At 69.9% G+C, this 26,275-nt stretch carries 19 protein-coding genes; 12 read left to right on the top strand and 7 right to left on the bottom strand.

Annotated elements, in window-relative coordinates; all coding sequences use genetic code 11:
• The first annotated feature begins 361 nt into the window (after positions 1-361).
• From DEJ01_RS14625 to DEJ01_RS14615, 3 genes are read left to right on the top strand one after another with little or no spacing between them, the layout of a single operon-like run.
• On the top strand, positions 362-1,996 hold the full coding sequence (locus tag DEJ01_RS14625) for a glycosyltransferase family 2 protein (RefSeq protein ID WP_111093419.1): 1,635 nt from the start codon (positions 362-364) through the stop codon (positions 1,994-1,996).
• The gene (locus tag DEJ01_RS14620) at positions 1,989-3,587 is read left to right on the top strand and encodes a glycosyl hydrolase (protein ID WP_111093418.1); all 1,599 of its coding nucleotides are present in this window, start codon (positions 1,989-1,991) and stop codon (positions 3,585-3,587) included. Before DEJ01_RS14625 ends, DEJ01_RS14620 begins: the two co-directional genes overlap by 8 nt.
• On the top strand, positions 3,584-5,011 hold the full coding sequence (locus DEJ01_RS14615) for a UDP-glucose/GDP-mannose dehydrogenase family protein (RefSeq protein ID WP_071403961.1): 1,428 nt from the start codon (positions 3,584-3,586) through the stop codon (positions 5,009-5,011). Before DEJ01_RS14620 ends, DEJ01_RS14615 begins: the two co-directional genes overlap by 4 nt.
• 442 nt (positions 5,012-5,453) lie before the next feature.
• Here the strand turns inward: DEJ01_RS14615 and glnA are convergent, their stop codons facing one another.
• Positions 5,454-6,878 carry a type I glutamate--ammonia ligase gene (gene glnA / locus DEJ01_RS14610; RefSeq protein ID WP_027465453.1) on the bottom strand — a complete coding sequence of 475 codons (1,425 nt, stop codon included), beginning with the start codon at positions 6,876-6,878 and terminating at the stop codon, positions 5,454-5,456.
• Positions 6,879-7,019: 141 nt separating this feature from the next.
• On the opposite strand from glnA, the gene DEJ01_RS14605 reads away from it, so the two are divergent.
• The gene (locus DEJ01_RS14605; protein WP_071244549.1) at positions 7,020-7,475 is read left to right on the top strand and encodes an RDD family protein; all 456 of its coding nucleotides are present in this window, start codon (positions 7,020-7,022) and stop codon (positions 7,473-7,475) included.
• A gap of 560 nt (positions 7,476-8,035) precedes the next feature.
• Here DEJ01_RS14605 and DEJ01_RS14600 read toward each other — a convergent pair.
• On the bottom strand, positions 8,036-8,752 hold the full coding sequence (locus DEJ01_RS14600; RefSeq protein ID WP_027465455.1) for a DUF4191 domain-containing protein: 717 nt from the start codon (positions 8,750-8,752) through the stop codon (positions 8,036-8,038).
• Between the two features lie 128 nt (positions 8,753-8,880).
• Here DEJ01_RS14600 and DEJ01_RS14595 point away from each other — a divergent pair, with 128 nt between their 5' ends.
• Entirely contained in the window at positions 8,881-9,735 is an 855-nt protein-coding gene (locus tag DEJ01_RS14595; protein ID WP_146247633.1) for a hypothetical protein, read from the top strand.
• Positions 9,736-9,811: 76 nt separating this feature from the next.
• Here the strand turns inward: DEJ01_RS14595 and sucB are convergent, their stop codons facing one another.
• The 3 genes from sucB to DEJ01_RS14580 all read right to left on the bottom strand — a co-directional run bounded on the left by sucB (position 9,812) and on the right by DEJ01_RS14580 (position 14,405).
• Positions 9,812-11,314 carry a 2-oxoglutarate dehydrogenase, E2 component, dihydrolipoamide succinyltransferase gene (gene sucB / locus DEJ01_RS14590; RefSeq protein ID WP_071403959.1) on the bottom strand — a complete coding sequence of 501 codons (1,503 nt, stop codon included), beginning with the start codon at positions 11,312-11,314 and terminating at the stop codon, positions 9,812-9,814.
• Positions 11,315-11,384: 70 nt separating this feature from the next.
• Positions 11,385-12,758, bottom strand: a complete 1,374-nt coding sequence (gene lpdA, locus DEJ01_RS14585; protein ID WP_111022800.1) for a dihydrolipoyl dehydrogenase — start codon at positions 12,756-12,758, stop codon at positions 11,385-11,387.
• 156 nt (positions 12,759-12,914) lie between these two features.
• On the bottom strand, positions 12,915-14,405 hold the full coding sequence (locus DEJ01_RS14580) for a leucyl aminopeptidase (RefSeq protein ID WP_111093416.1): 1,491 nt from the start codon (positions 14,403-14,405) through the stop codon (positions 12,915-12,917).
• Between the two features lie 76 nt (positions 14,406-14,481).
• On the opposite strand from DEJ01_RS14580, the gene DEJ01_RS14575 reads away from it, so the two are divergent.
• The 6 genes from DEJ01_RS14575 (at position 14,482) to DEJ01_RS14550 (ending at position 20,964) form a co-directional block, all read left to right on the top strand.
• On the top strand, positions 14,482-15,411 hold the full coding sequence (locus DEJ01_RS14575) for a proteasome assembly chaperone family protein (protein ID WP_027465460.1): 930 nt from the start codon (positions 14,482-14,484) through the stop codon (positions 15,409-15,411).
• Between the two features lie 157 nt (positions 15,412-15,568).
• Complete coding sequence (locus DEJ01_RS14570) at positions 15,569-16,888, top strand: nitrate/nitrite transporter (RefSeq protein WP_071403956.1); 1,320 nt, start codon at positions 15,569-15,571, stop codon at positions 16,886-16,888.
• A 193-nt stretch (positions 16,889-17,081) separates the two neighbouring features.
• On the top strand, positions 17,082-18,341 hold the full coding sequence (locus tag DEJ01_RS14565) for an RNA polymerase sigma factor (RefSeq protein ID WP_027465462.1): 1,260 nt from the start codon (positions 17,082-17,084) through the stop codon (positions 18,339-18,341).
• A gap of 6 nt (positions 18,342-18,347) precedes the next feature.
• Positions 18,348-19,607, top strand: coding sequence for a MurT ligase domain-containing protein (locus tag DEJ01_RS14560; protein ID WP_017886091.1), 1,260 nt, complete (start codon positions 18,348-18,350; stop codon positions 19,605-19,607).
• On the top strand, positions 19,604-20,377 hold the full coding sequence (locus tag DEJ01_RS14555; RefSeq protein WP_111093415.1) for a type 1 glutamine amidotransferase: 774 nt from the start codon (positions 19,604-19,606) through the stop codon (positions 20,375-20,377). The genes DEJ01_RS14560 and DEJ01_RS14555 overlap by 4 nt, the downstream gene beginning before the upstream one ends.
• A 128-nt stretch (positions 20,378-20,505) precedes the next feature.
• A complete protein-coding gene (locus DEJ01_RS14550) occupies positions 20,506-20,964 on the top strand; it encodes a peptidoglycan-binding protein (protein WP_111046153.1) in 459 nt (152 codons plus the stop codon).
• A gap of 71 nt (positions 20,965-21,035) precedes the next feature.
• Here DEJ01_RS14550 and DEJ01_RS14545 read toward each other — a convergent pair whose 3' ends face one another.
• The gene (locus DEJ01_RS14545; RefSeq protein WP_017886093.1) at positions 21,036-21,260 is read right to left on the bottom strand and encodes a hypothetical protein; all 225 of its coding nucleotides are present in this window, start codon (positions 21,258-21,260) and stop codon (positions 21,036-21,038) included.
• Positions 21,261-21,427: 167 nt separating this feature from the next.
• Here DEJ01_RS14545 and DEJ01_RS14540 point away from each other — a divergent pair, with 167 nt between their 5' ends.
• Positions 21,428-23,554, top strand: coding sequence for a type IIA DNA topoisomerase subunit B (locus DEJ01_RS14540; RefSeq protein WP_111093414.1), 2,127 nt, complete (start codon positions 21,428-21,430; stop codon positions 23,552-23,554).
• A gap of 233 nt (positions 23,555-23,787) precedes the next feature.
• On the opposite strand, the gene DEJ01_RS14535 is transcribed toward DEJ01_RS14540, so the two are convergent.
• A complete protein-coding gene (locus DEJ01_RS14535) occupies positions 23,788-26,274 on the bottom strand; it encodes a DNA topoisomerase (ATP-hydrolyzing) subunit A (protein WP_111030156.1) in 2,487 nt (828 codons plus the stop codon).
• Between the last annotated feature and the right edge of the window lies 1 nt (position 26,275).

The raw sequence follows: 26,275 nt of genomic DNA, 5'->3' as shown, positions 1-26,275 counted from the left end.
CGTGACCGAACTCCCACCGGACCGCCAGGGGACCTTTTCCGACGTCCCCCGACACGCCGCGTGACCACCTGCTGACCTGGGCTTTCCGTCGGACCCGACCCGTGCCTCCAGGCCGCACCTGTCGCCCATCAGGGCGACCCTGCGTCGAGGCGTGGTCCGCAGGAGTGCTGTCAGCACCACGGGGGACCGCTCCGACCGGCCGAGAGGGGGACCGGTGTGTACCCCGTAACGCGCCCGTAACGCCCCCGGACGGGGGCCGCGTTGCGCGCGCGTTCAGGTTCTGCATCAATTGCATCACCCGAACCGGCCCTGATTCCCCGATGAAGCGGAATCTCCACCTCGAACGTTGAAGCAGGGATCAGTGTTCACCTTCATTCTGCAGATCAGGCAGATGGTCGAAGGCCACCCCGAGTTCTACCTGTTCGCCGTGTACTCCGCGGTGATCTGGTTGCTCTGGTTGCTCAAGGTCGTCATCTCCGCCCGCTACCGCCCCTTCACCGGCACCTTCGTCGGTACCACCAGCGTCGTCGTCCCCGTCGTGGACGAACCGCTCGACCTCTTCCGTGACGTCATCGGCCGCATGGTCGAGCAGCAGCCCGGCGAGATCATCGTCGTCATCAACGGTGCCCGCAACGAGGCGCTCGAGGAGGTCTGCGACGAGTTCGCCCCGCTCGTCCGCTGGACCCACACGCCCATCCCGGGCAAGCGCAACGCCGTCAAGGTCGGCACCGAGATGTCCAACGGCGACATCACCGTGCTGGTCGACTCCGACACCGTCTGGACCCCCGGCGCGCTCGAGGAACTCCTCAAGCCGTTCGCCGACGAGTCCGTCGGTGGCGTGACGACCCGGCAGCGCATCCTCGAACCGGAGCGCAGCTGGATCACCCGCTGGGCCGACTGGCTCGAGAACTCGCGGGCGCTCTACTCGATGCCGGCGCAGAGTGTCCTCGGGCAGATCGGCTGCCTGCCCGGGCGCACCATCGCGTTCCGCCGGAGCATCCTCATGCGGGTGATGGACCGGTTCATGCACGAGAAGTTCATGGGCGTGTTCCTCGAGGTCTCGGACGACCGGACACTGACGAACCTCACGCTCAAGGAGGGGTACCGGACCGTCTACCAGTACACGTCGCTGGTCTACACGGACGCCCCGCTGCAGGTGAAGAAGCTGTTCAAGCAGCAGCTCCGCTGGGCCCGCGGCTCGCAGTACAACACGCTGCGGATGCTGCCGTGGATGCTCGGCCACGCCCCGGTCCTCGCGGCGTTCTTCATCACCGACATCATCCTGCCGTTCATGCTCTTCGGCGTGATCGCCGGCTGGATCTACCGCGCCTTCACCGGCCAGGGCGAGAACCTGTACCAGGGCATCCTGTCGCAGTACGGCTTCTCGACCGGGTTCGTCTACGTCGCGGCGCTCATGGTGATCTCGAGCGTGCTGAGCATGGCGATCCGCCAGATGCGGCACCTGTCCGAGAAGCCGAGCGACTTCTTCCGCCTGCCGATGTTCATCATCGTGTCGACGTTCTTCCTGATGCCGATCCGGCTCATCGGCTTCTTCCGCCTGGCGCACGCGTCCGGCTGGGGGACCCGGGCCGGCGCCTACGCCGGTGGCCCGATGCAGGAGGATCCGGCGGACGCCGTCCAGCCGCTGTCCTCCACGGCGCAGGTCCCGGTCAGTCCGATCGACGACGAACGTGCCCGGTCGGCCGGGTCCGGGCAGGCGGGTTCGGGCGCTGGTTCGCCCGCTCCGCTCGAGACCGTCGACCAGGTGGCCGTGGACCGTGCGTTCGACGAGCTCTTCGGCGCCGACGCGGCGACCAACTCCACCACCACCGTGCTCGCCACCCGCCGCGAGGCCGCAGCAGCGGTCGCGCAGCAGGAGGCCCAGCGAGCAGCCGCGCCGGCCCCCGCCCGAGCCCGCCGGTACAACCCGTACGCAGCGATCCCGTACGTGATCGGCATCGCGATCTTCGCCCTGGAGGCGTTCCTCATTGTCTGACTTCATCCGTTCCTCGAGTGCTTGGTGGGCGCAGTCCAGCAAGCACGCCCGCCGGACGGCCATCGGCACGACGGCCATCGTGCTGGCGCTCGGCCTCATCACCTGGTCGGTGTGGATCTCGCCCTCCGGCCCCGTCTCGACCGCCGTGCACCAGGCTCTGGGCGTCGAGGCGCCGAAGGCCAAGAAGGTGTCCGCCGCCGAGCTGCAGACGCAGCTCGACGCCGCCCAGGAGCGCATCTGGTCGCTCGAGGGCAAGCTCGACTCCCGCACGGCCCAGGCCGGGTCGCGTGGCGACCAGATCTCGGAACTCAAGGCGCAGATCGCGTCGCTGCAGTCCCAGCTCGGTGCCGCGAAGGACTCGGGAGGCTCGTCCAACGTCAACGCCGCGGGTTCCGGCAGCGGCGGCTCGGGTTCCGGCGGGTCCGGTGCCGGTTCGGCCGCCGGGTCCGGCTCGGGCTCGTCCGACAACGGGTCCGGCAGCGGCTCCGGTTCCGGCAACGGCTCCGGGTCCGGCAACGGCTCCGGGTCCGGCTCTGGTTCCGGCAACGGTGGCGGCTCGAAGCCGAACCCCGGTCCCTCCACCGACCCGGGTGCCACCCCGGTCGTCACACCGACCAAGGCCGAGATCCTCGGCCAGCAGTCGCGCTGGTACGGCCTGTACACCGCGCAGTCCCCGTTCAACTGGGCCGAGTACGACGAGGTCTCCCGTCAGGTCGGCACCGCGTCGAACATGACCGGCTTCTTCCAGGGCTTCGACCAGGAGTTCAACGCCCCCGCGGTGCAGCGCTCCTGGGCCAACGGCCGTGTCCCGCTCATGACGTGGGAGACCGTGCCGGCGCAGACCGGCAACGACCAGAAGTACGTCCCCGGGTACACCAACGAGGACATCTCCGGTGGGTCGTTCGACGCCTACCTGACGAAGTACGCCAAGGCTCTGGCGGCCAACGGACAGCCGATGGTCATCCGTCTCGACCACGAGATGAACGGCTCCTGGTACAACTGGTCCGAGGGTGACGCCCAGAAGAACCCGGCCGGCTCCTACGTGAAGATGTGGCAGCACGTGCACGACGTCTTCCAGGCGAACGGCGCGAACAAGTACGTCATCTGGGACTGGTCCCCGAGCCGCATCGACAAGCTCGGCAACCCGAAGTACCAGACGCTCGACTACATGCGGCAGTACTACCCGGGTGCGGACTACGTGGACTGGGTCGGCATGAGCGGCTACTACCGCGACGCCACCGAGCAGCCGACGTTCGGCACGACCTTCGGAGCGACGCTCACGCAGCTCCGCCAGATCGCGCCGGGCAAGGGCATCATGCTCAACGAGATCGGGGCGACCGAGACCGGCACGAGTGTCGCGAACCCGCAGAAGACGCAGTGGATCAACTCGCTCTTCGATGCGCTGGCGGACCCCGCCAACAAGGACATCGTCGGCTTCGCGTACTTCAGCGAGACCGCGACCACCATCATCGACGGCAAGCGCACCACGAACGACTGGCGCCTCAACTCCCGCGCCGATTCCCTCAAGGCCTTCGCCGAGGGCATCAAGCGCAACGACATCGACTACGACCTGCAGGAGGTCACGCAATGAGCGAGTCCAAGAAGTCGACCGCATCGGCCGACACCCGCCCCGCACCCGTCATCAGCGTCATCGGCACCGGCTACCTCGGCGCCACCCACGCGGCCGCCATGGCCGAGATGGGCTTCGAGACCATCGGTGTCGACATCGACCCGTCGAAGCTTGCCGCACTGTCCGCCGGTGAGGTCCCGTTCTTCGAGCCCGGTCTGCCCGAGCTCATCACGAAGCACGTCGCCAGCGGCAAGCTCCGCTTCACCTCCGACATCGCCTCGGCCGTCGCCGCTGCGGACGTCCACTTCGTCTGCGTCGGTACCCCGCAGAAGGCCGGGTCGCACGCCGCGAACCTGGCCTACGTCGAGAGCGCCACCCGTGGCGTCGCCGAGAACCTCACCCACCCGGGCCTCATCGTCGGCAAGTCGACGGTCCCGGTCGGCACGGCAGCGCGGCTCCGCGGTATCGTCCGCGAGTTCACCCCCGCCGGCATCGACGCGGAACTCATCTGGAACCCCGAGTTCCTGCGTGAGGGCAAGGCCGTCGAGGACACCCTGCACCCGGACCGTCTGGTCTGGGGTGGAGCCTCCGAGGCCGCCGACGCCGTGATCCGCGAGGTCTACGCCGCACCGATCAGCGAGGGCACCCCGGTCATCACCACCGACCTCGCCACCGCGGAACTCGTCAAGGTGAGCGCCAACGCGTTCCTCGCCACGAAGATCTCGTTCATCAACGCGATCTCCGAGATGTGCGCCATCACCGGCGCCGACGTCTCCACGCTCGCCGACGCCCTCGGCCACGACGCCCGCATCGGCCGGAAGTTCCTGAACGCCGGCCTCGGCTTCGGCGGCGGCTGCCTGCCGAAGGACATCCGGGCGCTCATGTACCGCGCGAACGAGATCGGCGCGGGCCAGGTCGTCGGCCTCATGCAGCAGGTCGACGAGATCAACATGGGGCAGCGCCAGCGGGTCATCGACATGGCGATCGACTCGGCCGGGGGATCGGTGCTCAACCGCCGGGTGGCCGTCATCGGTGCCGCGTTCAAGCCCCTGACCGACGACGTCCGGGACTCCCCGGCGCTCAACGTCGCCGCCGCGCTGCACCTCCGCGGCGCCCAGGTGACGCTCTGGGACCCCGAGGCGATGGAGCCCGCGAAGCGCTCGTTCCCGACGCTGAGCTACGCCGCCTCGATGACGGACGCGATCGAGGGCGCCGACGTCGTCCTCGTGCTCACCGAGTGGGACGACATCATCACCGCCGACCCGGTCGCCCTCGGCGACCTCGTCGGGCGCCGCGTCGTCATCGACGCGCGCAACTGCCTCCCGGTCCTCGACTGGGTGAAAGCGGGGTGGACCGTCCGTTCCCTGGGACGTCCCACGCCGGTCACGGGTGCACCCGTGAGCGTCGCAGCGGGGACGAACGACGCGTTGGCCACGAGCCGCTAGTCACCGTTCGCGAGACGGGGTCCGTGCCGGGCGGCGCGGGCCCCGTTCCCGTGCGCCCGGGGGCTGGTCTGTTCGGGCGGTTCCGGGCGTCCCTGGTCGAATCGGGCGTCCCTGGTCGAATCGGGCGTACCTGGTCGAATCGGGCGTAGCTGGTCGGGACTTCTGACCAGGTACGCCCGATTCCGCTTTCCAGTCCGGCTGCGATGGGAAGGAACGTGCGTCGCGACCGCCTGGAGGCCCGGTGCCCGCCCGCCGGACCGGCACCGGGCCTCCAGGCGGTCGCGTCCGTACCCCGCGCGCACGGTGGCAGCGTCCTCTCGCGCTGAGCGACAGCTCACGGGTGGCGCAGCCCGTGAGGTGTCGCCCACCCCGAAACGTGGCCGGCACGGCGAAGGGCCCCGCACCTGACGGTGCGGGGCCCTTCGTGTGGTGTCAGCGAGACTCAGACGCCGAAGTACAGCTCGTACTCGAACGGGTGCGGGCGCTGGGCCAGCGGGAGGATCTCGTTCTCACGCTTGTAGTCGATCCAGGTCTGGATGAGGTCCTCGGTGAAGACGTTGCCCTTCGTGAGGAACTCGTGGTCCGCCTCGAGCGCGTCGAGCGCCTCGTCGAGGGAGCCGGGGACCTGGGGGATGCCCTTGGCCTCCTCGGGCGGGAGCTCGTAGAGGTCCTTGTCGACCGGCTCGTGCGGCTCGATGCGGTTCTGGATACCGTCGAGGCCCGCCATCAGCTGCGCGGCGAAGGCGAGGTACGGGTTGCCGGAGGCGTCGGGCGCGCGGAACTCGATGCGCTTGGCCTTCGGGTTGGTGCCCGTGATCGGGATGCGGATCGCCGCCGAGCGGTTGCCGGCCGAGTAGACCAGGTTGACCGGAGCCTCGAAGCCCTTGACCAGACGGTGGTACGAGTTGATCGACGGGTTGGTGAACGCGAGCAGCGCCGAGGCGTGCTTCAGGATGCCGCCGATGTACCAGCGGGCGAGGTCCGACAGACCGCCGTAGCCGTTCTCGTCGTAGAAGAGCGGCTTGCCGTCCGACCAGAGCGACTGGTGGGTGTGCATGCCCGAGCCGTTGTCGCCGAAGAGCGGCTTCGGCATGAACGTGGCGACCTTGCCCCACTGGTCAGCCGTGTTCTTGACGATGTACTTGAACTTCAGGATGTCGTCCGCGGCGTGGACCATCGTGTCGAACTTGTAGTTGATCTCCTGCTGGCCGCCGGTGCCCACCTCGTGGTGCGAGCGCTCGAGCTCGAAGCCCGCGTCGATCAGCTTGAGGGTGATGTCGTCGCGCAGGTCGGCGGTCTTGTCGACCGGCGACACGGGGAAGTAGCCGCCCTTGTACGGGGTCTTGTTGGCGAGGTTGCCGCCCTCTTCGTCACGACCGGTGTTCCAGGCGCCCTCTTCGGAGTCGACCGCGTAGAAGGACTCGTTCTGCGTGACCGAGTAGCGGACGTCGTCGAAGATGTAGAACTCGGCCTCGGGGGCGAAGAACGCGGTGTCCGCGATGCCCGTCGACGCGAGGTACTTCTCGGCCTTCTTCGCCACCTGGCGCGGGTCGCGGCCGTAGATCTCGCCGTTCCGCGGGTTGTAGATGTCGAAGATCATGATGAGCGTGCGCTCGGCGCGGAACTGGTCGACGTACGCCGTGGTGACATCGGGGATCAGCTGCATGTCGGACTCGTGGATCGACGCGAAGCCGCGGATGGAGGAGCCGTCGAACAGCTGGCCGACCGAGAAGAAGTCCTCGTCGACGGTGGATGCCGGGATGTTGAAGTGCTGCTGCACACCGGGCAGGTCCGTGAAGCGGATGTCGAGGAACTTGACGTCGGTGTCCTTGATGAAGGCCAGGACCTCGGAGGAATCGCTGAACATGGGGCCGATCTCCAATGGGTTGGGTGATGTCGGAGGCACCGGTCAAGGCACCTCCGACGAGGCTATTGACACGGGGTTTCCCGGACATGACTGGTTTGTTTCGGGCGTGTTACGCCCGGGCTGTCGCCTACGCTGGGGACCATGGCCCGCAGCACTCCCAGTCCGTCCGCGCCCTCCGAGCACCCGGACGGATGGCCGGGCAAGGACCTCGGTCTGCCCGAGTCCGGGCCCCGGAGTGTCGGGCGGATCGGGCGGCGGGTCGTCGCGCTGCTGATCGACGGCGCACTTGCTGACCTGGTCGCCTACGTCACCGGGGTCTGGTCGCCGGTGAACGGTTCGGGCGACATCGCGCACTCCTGGGTGCAGATCGCCATCTTCGCCGTGCTGCAGATCGTGTTCATCTGCCTGCTGTCCGGGTCGTTCGGGCACATCTGCGTCGGGTTGCGGGTCGTCCCGATGCGCGGGGGCTACGTGGGGGTGTGGCGGCCGATCCTCCGGACGGTGCTGCTCTGCCTGGTGGTCCCGGCGCTCATCATCGACCGCGACAGCCGGGGTGCGCACGACCGCATCGCGGGGACGGTGCTCGTCCGCCGCTGAGCCGGGGCTCGGCTGGTCGGCTGGTGCGGCGCGCGGGCGGTGGCCGTCGGCACCGTGCAAGGTTGCTCGTCGGGTGCGAGGTTGCGTACTCCATGCGTGCTCCGTCCCTTCGCACCGAGTACGCAACCGCGCACCATGCAGGGCTCAGCCGCTTGCCGTCGCACCGTGCGAGGTTGCGCGACGGGCATGCGCCGCTCGCCCTCGCACCGTGCGGGGTTGCTCATCGGGTGCGAGTTTGCCCGCCCCGTGCGCCGTCGGAGTCTCGCACCGAGCCGACAACCTCGCACGGTTCAGGGCCGGTGCCGATCGCCTCGCACCGTGCGAGGTTGCGCGCCGGGCCTCCGCCGCTCGCCCTCGCACCGTGCGAGGTTGCTCACCGGGTGCGAGCTTGCCTGCCCCGTGCGCCGTCGGAGTCCCGCACCGAGCCGACGACCTCGCACGGTTCAGCGAAGGTCGCACGGTGCGTGCTTCGCGAACACCCCCGCCCCCGCGGCCTACACGCACGAGAACGCCCCCGACCAGATCTGGTCGGGGGCGTTCTCGTGTATGTGGAGCCTGGGTCAGCGCGGCCGTCCGGCGCGAGCCCGCATCGGGTCCATGCCCTTCGGGATCGAGGCCGCGGGGCTCTGCGTCAGCGAGTCGAGACGGTTCGCGACCGCCAGGACCTCGTTGCGGTTGAGTGACTTCTTGAGCTTGTTCATGGCACGGGGCAGCTTGTGCAGCGTCAGGCTCTCACCGGTGCCGTCACCCACGTGCAGCACGTGCACGGCGACGTTCGGGACGATGCGCTGCACCTTGCGGCGCTCCTCGTCGACCTGGCGGTTGAGGTTGCCACGCTGGCCCTCGGTGATCAGGACGACACCCGGGCGACCCACGGCGCGGTAGACCGCTGCCTGCGAGCGACCGTGCACCGCGACGGGCATCTCGCTCGAGCGCCACTGGCGACGGAGCGAGTTCGACAGCACGGCACCGACGGCGCCGGGCTGGCCTTCGATCTGCGAGTACGCAGCGCGTTCGGCCAGACGACCGAGCACGATGAGGAAGAGCAGCACACCGAGCAGCACACCGGCGACGATCCACAGGACGATCGCGAGCCAGTTCTGCCCCGGCAGGAGCAGCGCCAGCAGGACACCGAGGACGACCGGGCCGACGAAGGCGAGGGCGAACCACCAGACCGACGACGGGTCGGCCTTTCGGGTCATCTGGAAGACCTGGAACATCTGCTTGAGACGCCCCGGCTCCTTCGCCTTCTTGTCTGTGGAAGAGCTGCGTGCCATGCGAACAGGATACGGCCTCCGTGCGCCGGGGGAGACCGTCGCGTGTCCGGCTGTGCGCGAACACGTCTTGTCCACAGGTGGTGCGGGAGAGCCTGGAGGCCCGCCGCGCCACCGCCACGCTGGTCACCATGGAGACTCGCACCGAAGACCACCCGGATCGCTGGATCGCGACCGGCAACGAGCACGACGTGCTCACCTGGGTCGCCGACCGCTCCGCGGCCGCCGAGCGGCACCTCGTCCCGGTGGCCGCGGTCGGCCGGACCCCGACGGGGCATCTCGTGGTCGACCTCGACCGGCCGACCGGCACACCGCTCGTGGCGGCGCTCGACCGGCTCGGCACCCCGACCACCGGCGTCGCGGTGACCCTGACGGTCCCGCTCCTGGAGCTCCTGGTGGCGGTGCACGACGGCGCGGTCCTGCTCGGTGCCGCCGGCATCGACGACGTGCTGGTGGACGACTCCGGTGCCGTCGTGCTCTGCGACCGCCCGACGAACGCGACGAGCCCGGCGACCCCGACGAACCCGATGACCCCGACGAACCCAACCAACGCGAGGACCCCGACGTGCACCGCACCCCCGACGCGCACCGTGCACTCGACCGACGCGACCCGGACCCTCGTGCTCGCAGCCCGGACGGTGTGGGACCGCGTCGACCCGGCCGATCCCGCTCAGCAACCGGTGCTCGACGCGCTGCAGGACGCCCTCGACGGTGACGGACCGAGCGCACGAACGGCACTCGACGTCGTCCACGGCACCGCCGCGCCCCGGCCGTTCCGCTGGACCCCTGTGCCGAGCGACCTCGTGTTCGCCGAACCGCCGACACCGGACGGGCAGGACGGACTGCTCGGGCGCCTGCGGGACGTGGTCGAGCACGGTATCCCACTCGGAGCGGACCGACGGCTCCCGCTCCGCCGCGTGCTCGTGGGGCTCGTCGTCGCCGTCGGGTCGGTGGTCGCCGCCCTGACCCTGCTCGGCGGCGGGTGACGCCGAACCCGCCCGTGAACGGGGACGGCCCCGGCTCCCACGAGGGGAACCGGGGCCGTCGGCCGTGCTGCTGGGATCAGTACCCGAGGTTCGGGGCGAAGTTGCCCTCTTCGAGACGGTTCTTCACCGCGACGAGGTACCGCGAGGCATCCGCACCGTCGATGATCCGGTGGTCGTACGACAGCGCCAGGTAGACGAACGAGCGGATGGCGATGGCCTCCTGGCCGTCGACCTTCACGACCGCCGGGCGCTTCGTGACGATGCCGGTGCCGAGGATCGCCGACTGCGGCAGGAACACCACGGGGGTGTCGAACAGCGCGCCACGCGAACCGGTGTTGGTCAGCGTGAACGTGCCGCCGGCCAGCTCGTCGGGCTTGAGCTGGTTGTTCCGGGTGCGCTCGGCGAGGTCCGCGATGGACTTCGAGAACTGCGCCAGGTCCAGCGAGGCCGCGTCCTTGATGACCGGGGTCAGCAGGCCGCGCTCGGTGTCGACCGCGATGGAGACGTTCTCGGACTCCGGGTAGACGATCTCGTCGCCCTCGACCGTGGAGTTGATCTTCGGGTGGGCCTTCAGCGCCTCGGACGCCGCGAGGGCGAAGAACGGCATGAAGGAGAGCTTCGAGCCGGTCTTCTCGAGGAACTCCGCCTTGTGGGCGTCGCGGAACTGCGCCACCTTCGTGACGTCGACCTCGACGACGCTCGTGAGCTGTGCGGTCGAGGTCATCGACTGCACGGCACGCTCGGCGACGACCTTGCGCAGGCGGGTCATCTTCTCGCGGGTCCCGCGCAGCGGCGAGACCTCGGCGACGAACGGGCCGGACGCGGCGGCGGGTGCTGCTGCTGCCGAGGCGGCCGGGGCCTTCGCGGCGGCGGCGAGGACGTCCTCCTTGCGGATGCGCCCCCCGACACCGGACCCGGTGACCGTGGACAGGTCCACACCCTGCTCGTTGGCGAGCTTGCGCACCAGCGGGGTGACGTAGCCGGAGGCTGCGCCGTCCTGCGTGGGGTTCGGCACCGCTGCGGCGGCCGTGGTGCTCGGCGCGGACGCCGGAGCCGGAGCGGCCTGGGCCGGCACGGCTGCCGGCGGAGCGGCTGCGGGCGGCGGGACCGGAGCGGCGGCCGGGACCGGCGCTGCCGCGGGCGGGGCGGACGGTGCCTGCGGGGCGGCGGGCTGCGTCTGGCCGGCGGGGGCCGGCTCGGGCTCGGTGGGCTCGGGTGCGGGGGTCTCGGCCTCCTGCTCCGTGCTCGGAGCGGCCTCGGGCTCCTCGGCGTCGGCAGCGGCGGCGTTCGCGTCGTCGGCGCCGGAGTCGGACGAGTCCGAACCGCCGTCGGACGAGCCGGAGCCGTCACCGATCTTCACGAGGGCGGTGCCGACCTCGACGGTCTCGTCCTCGGGAACGAGGATCTCCTCGACGACGCCGGCGATCGGCGACGGGATCTCGGTGTCGACCTTGTCGGTCGAGACCTCGAGCAGCGGCTCGTCGACCTCGACCCGGTCACCGACGTTCTTCAGCCATCGGGTCACCGTGCCCTCGGTGACGCTCTCGCCGAGCGCCGGGAGGTTGACGGATTCGCTCATCGGGTGGACTCCTCTTCGCGGGGGATTGCAGTGGTTGTTGATGTCATTGTCACAGTGCGGCCGGTGCCGGTCACAGCGCGTGCAGCGGCTTGCCCGCGAGGTGCAGGAACGCCTCGCCGAGGGCTTCGTTCTGGGTCGGGTGACCGTGCACCAGGGGAGCGATGTCCTCCGGGTAGGCCTCCCAGTTCACGGCGAGCTGGGCTTCGCCGATGAGCTCGCCGACGCGGGCACCGATCATGCTGACGCCGACGACGGGGCCGTCCACGACGCGCACGACCTTGACGGAGCCGGAGGTCCCGATGATGTGGCTCTTGCCGTTGCCGGCCAGGTTGTACTCGTACGAGTCGACCTTGTCGGCGCCGTACTGCTCCTCGGCCTTGGCCTGCGAGAGCCCGACCGACGCGACCTCGGGGTCGGAGTAGGTGATCTTCGGGATGTTCTTGTCCTCGATGACCACCGGGTTGAGGCCGGCGATCTCCTCGGCGACGAAGATGCCCTGCTGGAAGCCGCGGTGCGCGAGCTGCAGACCGGGGACGATGTCGCCGACGGCGTAGACGTTCGGGATGTTCGTGGCGAGACGTTCGTTCGTGGTGACGAACCCGCGGTCCATCGCCACGCCGACCTCGTCGTAGCCGACGTTCTGCGTGACCGGGCCACGGCCGACGGCGACGAGCAGGACGTCACCGTCGAAGGTCTTGCCGTCCTCCAGCGTGACGACGACGCCGTTCTCGTGCTGCTCGACGCCCTGGAACCGGACACCGAGCGAGAACTCGATGCCGCGCTTGCGGAACGCACGCTCGAGCTGCTTCGACATCGACTCGTCCTCGGCGGGGACCAGGTGCGGCAGGCCCTCGACGATGGTGACCTCGGCCCCGAAGGACTTCCAGACGCTGGCGAACTCGACGCCGATGACGCCGCCGCCCAGGATGACGACCTTGTTCGGGACGTAGTCCATGCGGAGTGCGGTCTCGCTGGTGATCACGCGGCCGCCGATCTCGAGCCCGGGCAGGGACTTCGAGTAGGAGCCGGTCGCGAGCACGATGTTCTTGCCGGTGACGGTCTGGTCGCCGACCTGCACGGTGTTCTGCGAGGTCAGACGACCCCAGCCCTCGACCACGGTGATGCCGCGGGCCTTGATCAGACCCTGCAGGCCCTTGTACTTGGAGTTGATGATGCCCTGCTGGTAGTCGATGACCTTGGGCACGTCGACACCGGCGAACTCCGCGACCACGCCGTACTTCTCGGCGTCGCGCGTCGCGTCGGCGACCTCGGCCGCGTGCAGCAGTGCCTTCGTCGGGATGCAGCCGCGGTGCAGGCACGTCCCTCCGAGCTTGTCGCCCTCGATGAGCGCGACGCTCATGCCGAGTTCGGCGGCCCGGAGCGCAGCGGCGTACCCACCACTCCCGCCACCGAGGACAACGACGTCGTAAGTCTGTTCCGTCACCTGGTGCAACTCCCTCGTGCGTGTCGGGCCGATCGGGCCCTACGTGGACACCGCGGAGGGCGGCGTCCGACGGTCGGACCGCGTGGTTCCGGTCCCGTCCCGTGCAGTACCGGTGGGAGGCGCGTCGGTGCGCCGTTCCCACCGGTACCAAACCTACTACTCGGACTGGAGGTCTTCTGCGAGAGCGATGAGCGTCCGGACCATCACGCCCGTCGCACCCTTGCCCAACCAGGCGTACCCGCCGCCCTTGTTCTCCGACGGACCCGCGATGTCGAGGTGCGCCCAGGGGACACCCTCGCCGGCGAAGCGCTCGAGGAACTTGCCCGCGAGCAGCATGCCACCGGCCGGGTTGCCGACCGTGGCGTTGACGATGTCGGCGACGTCGCTGGACAGCCGGGCCTCGAGCTCCTCGGGCAGCGGCATCGGCCAGATCGGCTCCGAGACGCCCTCGGCGACGGCGCGGACCTTCGCGACGAGGTCGTCGCTGCCCATCAGGCCGGTGGTGCGGTCGCCGAGCGCGACGACCTGGGCGCCGGTCAGCGTGGCGACGTCGACGAGCGCGTCGGGCTGCTCGAGCGACGCGGCGGCCATCCCGTCGCCGAGCACCAGGCGGCCCTCGGCGTCGGTGTTCGTGACCTCGACCGTGGTGCCGTTCTTCAGCGTCAGGACGTCGCCCGGGCGGGTCGCGGTGCCGGAGGGCATGTTCTCGGCGAGGGCGAGCCACGCGGTCACGCGCACGTTCAGCCCCAGGCGGGCGGCGGCGACGGTCGCGGCGAGCACCGTGGCGGCACCGGTCATGTCGGTCTTCATGCCGAGCATCGACGCCGCGGGCTTGAGCGAGAGGCCGCCCGAGTCGAAGGTGATGCCCTTGCCCACGAGGGCGAGGTGCTTCGTGGCGGACTCCGGCGCGTACCGGACGACGACCAGGCGCGGGGGACGCGCCGAACCGCGGCCGACACCGAGGATGCCGCCGAAGCCCTGCTCCTCGAGCGCCTGCTCGTCGAGGACCTCGACGGTGAGCGGCAGGTCCGAGGCGAACCCGGTCGCGACGTCGGCGACGTCCTGCGGCCCGAGGTCGCCCGCGGCGGTGTTCACGAGGTCCCGCACGAGCGACGCGGCGTCGGCGACGATCGCGGGGCGCACTGCGGCGTCGGCTGCGACGTCGGCCGGGGCGACGACCTCGATGCGCTGGTCACCGCGGGCCGGGGCCTTGGTGCCGGTGCCCTTGTGCCGGGTGAAGGCGTAGGCGCCGAGCGCCGCGCCCTCGAGGGCGGCGTCGACGAGCTCGGCGGAGTCGGTGGGCAGGGCGAGCGTGATCGAGTCGACGCGGGGGAGCTGTCGCACGGCGCTGCCGGCCGCAGCGCGGATCGCCGCGGCACCCGTGGCGGAGCCGAGCCCGATCAGCGCGACCGACTTCGCACCGACGCCGGTGGCGGGCAGGCGGACGAGCTGGTCCTTCGCGCCGGTGACCCCGATCGCGGCGAGGTCGAGGCCGGCGAGGGCGTCGAGCGTGCCGAGGGCGGTGGGGGCGAGCACGGCGGGGCTGTCGGCCTCGCCGGACGAGCCCGGGCGGACCCCGACGACGAGCACGTCGGCGGTGGTGGTCTCGGGGGGTGAACTGGTGGTGGAGAGCGTCGGTCGGACCATGCTCCAACCCTACCGACGGCCTGTTCGCTGTCGGCGTGGTCGTCGCGCACCGGGGACGTCGGAGGCCCCGCCTAGCATGGGGACGGTGAACCACCCCGAGGAGCTCTACACGTTCGACGCGGACGCCCCGACCGTGCCAGCAGGGTTGCACCTGATCGCCGGGCTGACCGGTTTCGCCGATGCCGGATCGGCCGTGGCGCAGGTGACGAACTCGATCCTCGAGGACCTCGACACCGAACTCGTCGCCGAGTTCGACCCGGACGTGCTGCTCGACTGGCGGGCCCGTCGCCCGGTCATCACCTTCGAGCACGACCACATCAGCGCCGTCGAGCCGCCCCGTCTGGCCCTGCACCTGGTGCGCGACGAGATCGGCCAGCCGTTCCTGTTCCTGTCGGGCTACGAGCCGGACTTCCAGTGGAACCGCTTCGTCCGCGCCGTCACCGGGCTCGCCGCCGACCTGCAGGTCGCCGACACCACGTGGGTGCAGTCCATCCCGATGCCGGTCCCGCACACCCGTCCGATCAGCCTGACCGTCTCCGGCACCCGGGCCGACCTCGTCGAGCAGATGAGCGTCTGGAAGCCCGAGACCCAGGCGCCGGCGAACGTCCTGCACCTGGTCGAGCACCGCCTCGCCGAGACTGGTGCCCAGGTCACCGGGCTCGTGCTGCTCGTGCCGCACTACCTGTCCGACACCGAGTTCCCCGACGCCGCCGTCGCAGCCCTGTCCGGCATCGCCGCCGCGACCGGGCTCATCTTCCCGACCGACGCCCTGCGCGAGTCGGGTCGCGAGTTCCTCACCCGCGTCGAGGAGCAGGTGGCCGGCAACCCCGAGCTGCAGCGCCTGGTCTCCGTGCTCGAGGAGCGGCACGACACGTACATGGAGGGCAACCCCGTCGCATCGCCGCTCACCGGCGTCGACGGCGAGGTGCCGACCGCCGACGCCATCGCGGCCGAGCTCGAGCGCTTCCTCGCCGACCGGCGCACCCAGGGCGACGCGACCGACTGACCGTCGCGGGATCCGGACGTCCCCACAGGGCGGCCTGGAGGCCCGTGGCGGCCCCGCACCGCGCCTCCAGGCCGCCCTCCGGTCGCCCGCACGACGTGACGCGCGTCGACGACGCTCGTCGCGCATCGACGCGGGGACGCGTCGGTAGCCTGGTCCGGTGAACTCCCGTCGTGCCTTCCTGATCTGGGGCGTCGCGGTCCTCGCGTACGTCCTCGCCGTGGTGCAGCGGTCCTCGCTCGGGGTGTCCGGTGTCGACGCGCAGGACCGGTTCGCCGTCTCCGCCGCCGTCCTCTCGACTCTCGCCGTCGTGCAGATCGCCGTCTACGCGGGGCTGCAGATCCCGGTGGGGATCGCACTCGACCGCGTGGGCCCGCGCCGGCTGGTGCTCCTCGGCGCCGCGCTGCTGGTCGTCGGACAGGCGATCGTCGCCGTGTCCCCGTCGATCGGGCCGGCCATCGCGGGGCGGGTGCTCGTCGGTGCCGGTGACGCCATGACCTTCATCTCGGTGATCCGCCTGGTTCCGATGTGGTTCAGCGGCCGGATCCTGCCGCAGATCTCGCAGTGGACGGGCAACCTCGGGCAGATCGGCCAGATCCTTTCGGCGTTCCCGTTCGCGGTGCTGCTGCACACAGTGGGCTGGACCCCGGCGTTCGGCGTCGCGGCCGCGGCCAGCGCTGTCGGTCTCGTGCTCGCCGCGGTCTTCGTGCGGAACGGTCCCGTGCCGGTGCGGACGGACACCATCCCGCTGCCGCACTCGTGGGGCGCCGCGTTCAGCACCTTCGGGCACGCGCTCCGACGCCCGGGCACGCAGCTCGGGTTCTGGTCGCACTACGTCACGCAGTCCTCGGGCACGGTGTTCTCGCTGCTGTGGGGCGTGCCGATGCTCCGGGGGCTCGGGTACTCCCCGGGTGAAGCTGCCGGGTTCCTCACGATCATCGTGGTCGTCGGGTTCGTCGCCGGCCCGGTGCTCGGTGTGCTCTGCGCACGGTTCCCGATGCGCCGGTCGAACCTGGTGCTCGGCGTGGTCGTCCTGCTCGCGGTGCTCTGGACGGCGATCCTGCTCTGGCCCGGGCACCCGCCGACGTGGTTGCTCGTGCTGCTCGTCGTCGCGATGGGGATCGGTGGGCCCGGTTCCCTGATCGGCTTCGACTTCGCCCGGACCTTCAACCCGGTCGGATCTCTCGGCTCGGCGAACGGCGTGGTGAACGTCGGCGGGTTCCTGGCGGCCTTCGTGATGATGTACCTGATCGGCGTCGTCCTCGACGTCGCTGCGCGGGCTTCGGGCACCGAGGTGTTCGCCTGGGAGAACTTCCGGATCGCCCTCACCGTGCAGTACGTCGTGGTCGGTTTCGGCGTCGGGATGCTCCTGCACGCCCGCCGTCGGACCCGCCGGGTGCTGCACTCGGAAGAGGGAATACGCGTCGGACCACTCTGGGTTGCACTCGTTGCACGCCTGCGGAAGCGGCACGTGCAATAATGATCACGGACCCGTTCGGGACCCCTGTCTGTCGGAGCACATCGGTGCGCCGGTGAACTCGGGGGACTTGACATGGGTCCTAGTGCTGCCCGGAACGGTAGGACTCGTACGACGCGGGGGACTGCGGCGCGGGACCTGGGCGGCGAGGGAGGCCACGACCCCACGAACGTGGCACGACGAGAGAGGTGATCGCATGGCTGCCCGGAGCACGACGATCGATCCCACGAAGGACACCGAGCCCGAGGGCGCTGTGGCAGAGGACGCCACGGACACCGAGGGCACCGCAGCGCCGAAGAAGCGCGCCACGAAGGCCCCCGCCAAGAAGGCGCCCGCCAAGAAGGCGGCGCCCAAGGCGAAGAAGACCGACGCCGTCGACGAGGCGATCGCCTCCGACGAGCCCGTCGAGGAGCCGACCGACGAGGCCGACGACACCGACGACAAGACGGCCAAGCCGGACGCCGCTGCCGCGGTCGCCGCCGGTGCGCTCGTCATCTCGCAGACCGACGACGACGAGGCGCCGGTCTACTCGACGACCATCACGGGTGCCACCGCCGACCCGGTGAAGGACTACCTGAAGCAGATCGGCAAGGTCGCCCTGCTCAACGCCGAGCAGGAGGTCGAGCTCGCGATGCGCATCGAGGCCGGCCTGTTCGCCGAGGACAAGCTGCAGCACGCGACGGGGCTCTCGAAGCCCGCCGAGCGTGAACTGCGCTGGGTCGCCCGTGACGGTCAGCGTGCGAAGTCGCACCTGCTCGGTGCGAACCTCCGCCTGGTCGTCTCGCTCGCGAAGCGCTACACCGGTCGTGGCATGCAGTTCCTGGACCTCATCCAGGAGGGCAACCTGGGCCTGATCCGTGCGGTCGAGAAGTTCGACTACACCAAGGGCTTCAAGTTCTCGACCTACGCGACGTGGTGGATCCGTCAGGCCATCACCCGCGCCATGGCCGACCAGGCCCGCACCATCCGCATCCCGGTGCACATGGTCGAGGTCATCAACAAGCTCGCCCGCGTCCAGCGGCAGATGCTGCAGGACCTCGGTCGCGAACCCACTCCGGAAGAGCTCGCCCGCGAGCTCGACATGACCCCGGAGAAGGTCGTAGAGGTCCAGAAGTACGGCCGCGAGCCGATCTCGCTGCACACGCCCCTGGGCGAGGACGGCGACTCGGAGTTCGGTGACCTCATCGAGGACACCGAGGCGGTCGTGCCGGCCGACGCGGTGGGCTTCACGATGCTGCAGAAGCAGCTCGAGAGCCTGCTCGACTCCCTGTCCGAGCGCGAGGCGGGCGTGATCCGCATGCGCTTCGGCCTCGGTGACGGCCAGCCGAAGACCCTCGACCAGATCGGTGACACGTTCGGCGTGACGCGTGAGCGCATCCGTCAGATCGAGTCCAAGACGATGGCGAAGCTCCGCCACCCGTCGCGGTCGCAGTCGCTGCGCGACTACCTCGAGTAAGCCGGCATGCGCTTCTTCATCCCGATCCTGATCGGGCGGATCCTCCGTGCCCTCGCTCGTGCGCGGGGCGGCGGGTCCGCCTACCCGGGGTTCATCGTCCTGAAGCTCGTGCCGGACTTCCTGCAGCACGTGACGAAGCAGTTCCCGAACGGCGTCGTCTTCGTGCTCGGCTCGAACGGCAAGTCGACGACCACGCACATGATCTCCGACATCGTGCGTGCCCACGGGCTGCGGGTCTTCACGAACCCGTCCGGCGCGAACCTGCCGCAGGGCATCGCGTCGGCCCTGCTGTCCGAGGTCTCGCTGACCGGTCGCCTGAAGGCAGACATCGGCATCCTCGAGGTCGACGAGGCCTTCGCGGTCGAGCTCGCCGGGATCCTGTCGCCCTCGACGGTGACGATGCTCAACGTGCAGGTCGACCAGCTGTACCGGTTCTTCGAGACCGAGCGCGTGGCGACGATGATGCTCGACACCGCCGCACTGTCGACGGCGAACGTCATCACGAACCACGACGACCAGTTCCTCGACGGCTACTCCGGTACCCCCGGGCAGCGTGTCCTGCGGTTCGGTGCGAGCGACGAGGTCATCGCCGCAGCGCCGAACGGTCTGCAGAACGCCGACTCGTTCGACGCCGGTGACCGTGCCCAGCACACTGCCGACGCCGAGGTCGTGGCCCACACGGGCGACGGCGCGACGATCCGTTTCGACGGCGCCGAGATCCCGGTCCGGCTGCCCGCCCGCGGCCTGCACTACGCGGTCGACGCCGCTGCAGCCACCGCGACGGCGAGTGCGGCCCTCGGCGCGCAGTTCCGCGCCGATGCCGTGACCAAGGCCTTCGGCACGATGAAGCCCGCGTACGGCCGCGGTGAGCGACTGCCCATTGCGGGCGAGTCCGCCGAGTTCACGATGTTCAAGAACGCCGCGAGCCTGCAGCTCAACCTCGACGCCCTGCCGGACCAGCCCGAGCAGGTCCTCATGGCGATCGACGAGGGCACGCCCGACATCTCCTGGATCTACGACATCGACTTCTCGAAGCTCGACCACGTGGACGTCGTCTCCGGTGACAAGGCGTGGCAGATCGCGATCGCGCTCGAGCACGCCGGTGTCCGCATCGGCCGGGTCGAGCCCGACGTCGAAGCGGCTATCAAGCACATGGAGCAGCTCGGCTCGACGACCCGCGGGACGAAGAACTTCATCGTCAACTACGAGATCATGATGATCGCCCGCAAGGCCCTCGGCCACCCGGACATGGAGAAGACCGCATGACGGCCGATCGGCTGACGATCCTGCACGTCTACCCCCGGCAGATGGGCGTCTCGGGCGACCGTGGCAACGTCGCGGCGCTGGTCCGCCGTGCGGCCGCCGCGGACATCGAGACCCAGGTCCTCGAGTACGCGCCCGGTGACGACCTGCCGACCACGGCGGACGTCGTCGTCATCGGCAACGGTCCGCTCAGCGCGATGCGTTCCCTGGGCGACGACGTCACACGCATCGGGGGAGCACTCCGTGCGTTCGCGACCGATGGTGTGCCGGTGCTCGCCGTCGGCGGTGGGTTCGACCTCGCGACGAACGAGGTCGTGCCGACCGAGGGCGCGCCGGTCGCCGGCTTCGGCGTGTTCGACGCTCGAGCAGTCCGCGGTGCCGAACGTCGCGTGAACTACTTCGTCCTCGAGACCCGGTACCCGCTGCTCCCCGGAGCACCGAAGCGTCTCGCGGGCTTCGAGGACCACGCCACCCGCATCGAGCTCGCAGCCGGGGTCACACCCTTCGCCGACGTCGTCTCCGGCGGCGGCAACCAGGCCGGCTCCCCGGTCGAGGGCGCGATCGTCGGGAACTCCTTCGGCACGCACACCCAGGGTCCGGTCCTGCCGCTCAACCCGCAGCTGACCGACGGTGTCCTCGCCGCGGCCACCGCACGGCTGGGCCGCGAGTACGCGCCGGACGCGGAGCAGACGGCGACCATCGACCGCTACGCACTTGAAGCGCGCGCCACGGTCGACCGTTACGTCGACAAGGCGTTCAAGCGCATCGCCTGACGCACGAAGACGAAGGCCGGGTCCCGAGGGGGCCCGGCCTTCGTCGTCTCTGATGAGTGGCAACAATTGCCAAGCCGGTCCGCTCGTGTGCGAGATGTGAAATGTTGGAAGCCGACAAAGGAGGCTTCATGCTCACCAACAAATCCGTCCTCGCCCTGGTCGGCGCACTCGTCGTGGCGATCACCACTGCCGCTGCCGTCGTCCAGACAGCTCCGGCTGAGGCCGCGACGCCCCGCATCAGTTCGGCCTGCAGTTCGGTGCCGACGACCACGACCGAGTCGGACGGCGTCCCGGGGCCGATCTTCTACAAGCGGCTGCAGTGCCTCGGCAGCATGGCGGGGTACTACGGCTACAAGGGACCGATCGACGGGATCATGGGTCCGAACTCCTGGACGGGTGTCTCCGAGCAGCTCGCGAAGGGCGGGTACTTCCGTGCAGGCGACCTCCACAACTGGCAGAGCCCCGAGATCATCCGGGCACTGCAGCGATGGGCGGCCGCCCACGGCAGGTACAGCGGGCCGATCGACGGCATCTGGGGGCCGAACAGCTACCGCGGGGTGGCCTGGTCGCTGAACCGCGAGTTCTGAACCGGGCTGCAGACAGACAGGAGGCGCGGTGCCAGCTGGCACCGCGCCTCCTGTCTTTGTGTCGGTCGCGACTACTTCGACTCGTAGAGTCGGCTGCTCTCGTCGTGCCACTCGATGGCGGTCGCCGCGAGCTTGTCCTTGAACTCGGCGCCGTGGTGGGCGCAGAAGTAGAGCTCGCCGCTCGACATGGTGGCTCGGATGTAGGCCTGCGCCCCGCAGCTGTCGCAACGGTCGGCGGCGGTCAGCTGGTGGTTGCTGACTTCGTCGATGGAGGGGTCCTGCACGGTCTGGGTCATTGCTGTGCTCCTCACGGATCGCAGGTGGTGCCGGGTGGTTGCACCATTTCAACACGTGATGCCTGAGAGCGACGCATTGTCGGGGCCTGTTTCGCTCAGCGCGGATCGCTTGGCCCCAGTGCGAGTGTCCACACGGTGCTGTCGGTGCCGCTCGGTAAACTCCGACGGTGAGCTCCGACTACTCCGCACGCCATCTCTCCGTCCTCGAAGGGCTCGAGGCGGTCCGGAAGCGGCCGGGCATGTACATCGGCTCGACGGACTCCCGGGGCCTCATGCACTGCCTGTGGGAGATCATCGACAACTCGGTCGACGAAGCACTCGCGGGACACGGTGACGAGATCGGTGTCGTGCTGCACGCCGATGGCTCGGTCGAGGTCCGTGACACCGCCCGCGGCATCCCCGTCGACGTCGAACCGAAGACCGGCCTCACCGGCGTCGAGGTCGTGTTCACCAAGCTGCACGCCGGCGGCAAGTTCGGCTCGGGGTCGTATGCGGCCTCGGGCGGCCTGCACGGTGTCGGCGCCTCGGTCGTGAACGCGCTGTCAGAGCGCCTCGACGTCGAGGTCGACCGGGGCGGCAAGACCTACGCCATGTCGTTCCACCGCGGCGAGCCCGGCATCTTCGACGACAGCAAGGGCATCGGCCCGGACGCTCCGTTCGCGCCCTTCACCTCCGGCAGCGAACTGCGTGTGGTGGGCAAGGTCAAGAAGGGCGTCACCGGCTCCCGGATCCGGTACTGGGCGGACCGCCAGATCTTCACCGCCGACGCCCGGTTCAGCACCGACGACCTGGTCACCCGTGCACGGCAGACCGCATTCCTCGTGCCCGGGCTCGGCATCACCATCACCGACGAGCGCGCGGCTTCGATCGACGCCGCTGCCGCCCGGGCCGAGGCGACGGGCACCACCGTGGCCGCGGGGCCGGTGGTGGAGCGCTTCCGGTACGAGGGTGGCATCGGCGAGTTCGTCGAGCACCTCGCCGTCGACAGCCCCCTCACCGACGTCTGGCGCGTGCAGGGCACTGGAACCTTCACCGAGACCGTGCCGATGCTCGACGACAAGGGCCACATGGTCTCCACCTCGGTCGAGCGCGAGTGCGAGGTCGACCTGGCGCTCCGCTGGGGCAGTGGCTACGAGACCGTGTTCCGCAGCTTCGTCAACATCATCGCGACGCCGAAGGGCGGCACCCACCAGGCCGGGTTCGAGTCGGGCGTCGTCAAGGCGGTCCGTGCCCAGGTCGAGGCGAACGCCCGCAAGCTCAAGGTCGGGCAGGACAAGCTCGACAAGGACGACGTCCTCGCCGGCATGACCGCCGTGCTGACCGTGCGCCTGCCCGAGCCGCAGTTCGAAGGACAGACGAAGGAGATCCTCGGCACCCCGGCGGTCCGCAAGATCGTCGACCAGGTCGTGTCGAAGCGCATCACCGAGATCCTCACCTCGACGCAGCGCACCGAGAAGGCACAGTCGGCCGCCCTGCTCGAGAAGGTCGTGTCCGAGATGAAGACCCGCATCTCGGCGCGGGCACACAAGGAGACGCAGCGCCGCAAGAACGCGCTCGAGAACTCCTCGCTGCCGACGAAGCTCGCCGACTGCCGCTCGCAGGAGACCGAGGGCACGGAGCTCTTCATCGTCGAGGGCGACTCGGCGCTGGGCACCGCGAAGCTCGCCCGCAACAGCGAGTACCAGGCGCTGCTGCCGATCCGCGGCAAGATCCTGAACGTGCAGAAGGCGTCCGTGTCGGACATGCTCTCGAACGTCGAGTGCGCGTCGATCATCCAGGTCATCGGCGCCGGTTCCGGCCGCACGTTCGACATCGACCAGGCCCGCTACGGCAAGATCATCATCATGTCGGACGCCGACGTCGACGGCGCCCACATCCGCACGCTGCTGCTGACGCTGTTCTTCCGGTACATGCGGCCGATGATCGAGCAGGGCCGGGTCTTCGCCGCCGTGCCGCCGCTGCACCGGGTCGTCGTGGTGAACCGCGGCAAGCCGAACGACACGCTGTACACGTACTCCGAACAGGAGCTGCAGACGGTGCTGAAGAAGCTCGAGACGACGGGCAAGAAGTACCAGGAGCCGATCCAGCGGTACAAGGGCCTTGGTGAGATGGACGCCGACCAGCTGGCGGAGACCACGATGGACCGCGCGCACCGCACCCTGCGCCGGGTGAACGTGACCCATGCCGAGGGTGCCGCGAAGGTGTTCGAGCTGCTCATGGGCAACGACGTCGCGCCGCGCAAGGAGTTCATCCTGGCCGGCGAGGGCCTGGACCGCGACCGCATCGACGCGTAGCGCGTCGCGAAAGCGACACCGCTCGGCCGACGCGCACGGTCCATGGCGCAAGAGCGACAGAACCCCGCCGAACGTCGGCGGGGTTCTGTCGCTTCCGCGATGGCGGACGGGAGGACCGTGGCGGGGCCGCCCCGCGCCTCCAGGCCGGTGTGCCCTGCGTTCTCACGCGCTGGGCGACACCTCACGCATCCCCACGGGCGTGAGGTGTCGCCAGGCGCGAAACCAGTGCGCGCCTACGCCTCGCCGGCGGTGCCGTCGAGCGTCGCAGCGCTGCCACCGATCGAGCCGATGACCGCCTCGAGCGGGGCACCCGACCCGTCACGCTTCGACAGCCAGTCGGGCAGGGTCCGTGCGGCGCCATCCGTGCCGACGGCGTGCGGCGGCGCGATGCCGGCCCAGCCCACGGTGAGCCCGTCCTCGCCCTTCAGGAACGCGTGCGCCCGGACACCCTGGGTGGCGCGGCCCTTCGCCGGGAACTCCGACAGGGCGGAGACCTTGGCGCGGCCGGCGTCGGTGCCGGGCAGTGCGGTCGAGGTGGTGGACACCGTGGCGACCACGGCGTCGTCGGAGCGGGCGACCGAGCCGAACCAGATCACCGAGGCGCCGTCGGCCAGGGCCATGCCGGCCACGCCACCCGCGGGCAGCCCCTGCGCCCGGACGACGGACGCCGGGAACCGCAGCAGCTGCGCGTTCGAGCTGATGAACACGAGGTCGTCGGACTCCGGGGCCTGGGCAGCGCCGACTACGTGGTCGCCGGGCTTCAGGCCGATGGCGACGAACTCGGGCTTGTCCGGCCAGGCGCCCGGGACGACGCGCTTCACGACGCCGTGTGCGGTGCCGATCGCCAGCGAGTCCGAGGACGCGCCGGACAGGTCGACGATCGCCACGACGGTCTCGCCCTTGGTGAGCGCCAGGAAGTCGGTGACCCGGACGCCGGCGTCGAGCCGGACCGCGGCGGGCGGTACGGCGGGGACGTCGACGGGGGAGAGCCGGAGGACACGACCGGTCGAGGTGATCGCGCCGATCTGCCCCCGCACCGTGCTCACCACGGCGGAGCGGACGGCGTCGTGCTTCGAGCGCTTCGGCACGCGGACGATGCCGAGCTCCGACGTCGGGATGTCGACGCGGATGAGCCGTCCGGTGGTGGAGAGCAGCACGCGGCAGGGCGAGTCGGCGATCTGCAGCGACTCCGGGTCGACCGCGGCCTTCCGACCGCCCTTCACCGGGGCGTCGGCCTCGGTGAGCAGGGTGCGGCGCGGGGTCGCGAACTTGTCGGACACCTCGGTGAGCTCGAGGGCGACCTGCGCGCGGAGCCGTTCGTCGGACGCCAGCAGTTCCTCGAGGGCGGCGATGTCGGCGAGCAGCTGGTCGCGCTCGGCCTCGAGCTCCATCCGCGAGAACTTCGTCAGGCGGCGCAGGCGCAGCTCGAGGATGTACTCGGCCTGTACCTCGGACAGGTCGAAGACGTCGCGCAGGCGGTTGCGCGCTGCCTCGGAGTCGTCGGAGGTGCGGATGACCTGGATGACCTCGTCGATGTCGAGGATCGCGATGAGCAGGCCCTCGACCAGGTGCAGCCGTTCCTTGCGTCGTGCCAGCCGGTACTGCGACCGCCGGGTGACGACGTCGAGGCGGTGCTGCACGTAGACGTCGAGCAGCTCGCGGAGCCCGAGGGTGCGCGGTGACCCGCCGACCAGCGCGACGTTGTTGATGCCGAAGCCGTCCTCGAGCGGGGTGTGCTTGTAGAGCTGCTCGAGCACGGCGGTGGGGTTGAAGCCGCTCTTGATGCCGATGACGAGCCGGAGCCCGTGGTTGCGGTCGGTCAGGTCGTTGACGTCGGAGATGCCGACGAGCTTCTTGGACTGGACGCCGTCCTTGATCTTCTCGATCACACGCTCGGGGCCGACCAGGTAGGGCAGCTCGGTGACGACGAGCCCGACCTTGCGCGGGGTGAGGTTCTCGACGCTCACCTTCGCCCGGGTGCGGAACGAACCGCGGCCGGTGGCGTAGGCGTCGCGGACCCCGGAGAGGCCGACGATCGTGCCGCCGGACGGCAGGTCGGGGCCGGGCACGAACTCCATGAGCTCTTCGAGGCTGGCCTGCGGGTTCATGAGCAGGTGCTTCGCGGCCTCGACCACTTCGCCGAGGTTGTGCGGCGCCATGTTCGTCGCCATGCCGACCGCGATGCCGGAGGCGCCGTTGACGAGCAGGTTCGGGAACGCCGCCGGCAGCACGCCCGGCTGCATGATCTGGTTGTCGTAGTTCGGGACGAAGTCGACGACGTCCTCGCCCAGGCCCTCGGTCATCGCCATCGACGGTTCGGCGAGCCTGGCCTCGGTGTACCGGGCGGCAGCGGGGCCGTCGTCGAGCGAGCCGAAGTTGCCGTGACCGTCGACGAGCGGCACGCGCATCGTGAACGGCTGGGCCATGCGGACCAGCGCGTCGTAGATCGCGCCGTCGCCGTGCGGGTGCAGCTTGCCCATCACCTCGCCGGTGACGCGAGCGCTCTTGACGTGTCCGCGGTCGGGCCGCAGCCCCATCTCGGCCATCTGGTACAGGATGCGACGCTGCACCGGCTTCAGGCCGTCGCGGGCGTCGGGCAGTGCCCGCGAGTAGATGACGGAGTACGCGTACTCGAGGAAGGAGCCCTGCATCTCCTCGGAGACGTCGACGTCCTCGATGCGCTCACCGTCGGGCAGGCCGACTACGTCCGTGCGTGCCATG

The sequence above is a fragment of the Curtobacterium sp. MCLR17_040 genome (genome assembly GCF_003234735.1).
Taxonomy (GTDB): domain Bacteria; phylum Actinomycetota; class Actinomycetes; order Actinomycetales; family Microbacteriaceae; genus Curtobacterium; species Curtobacterium flaccumfaciens.
This window is presented reverse-complemented; position numbering and strand designations above follow the sequence as displayed.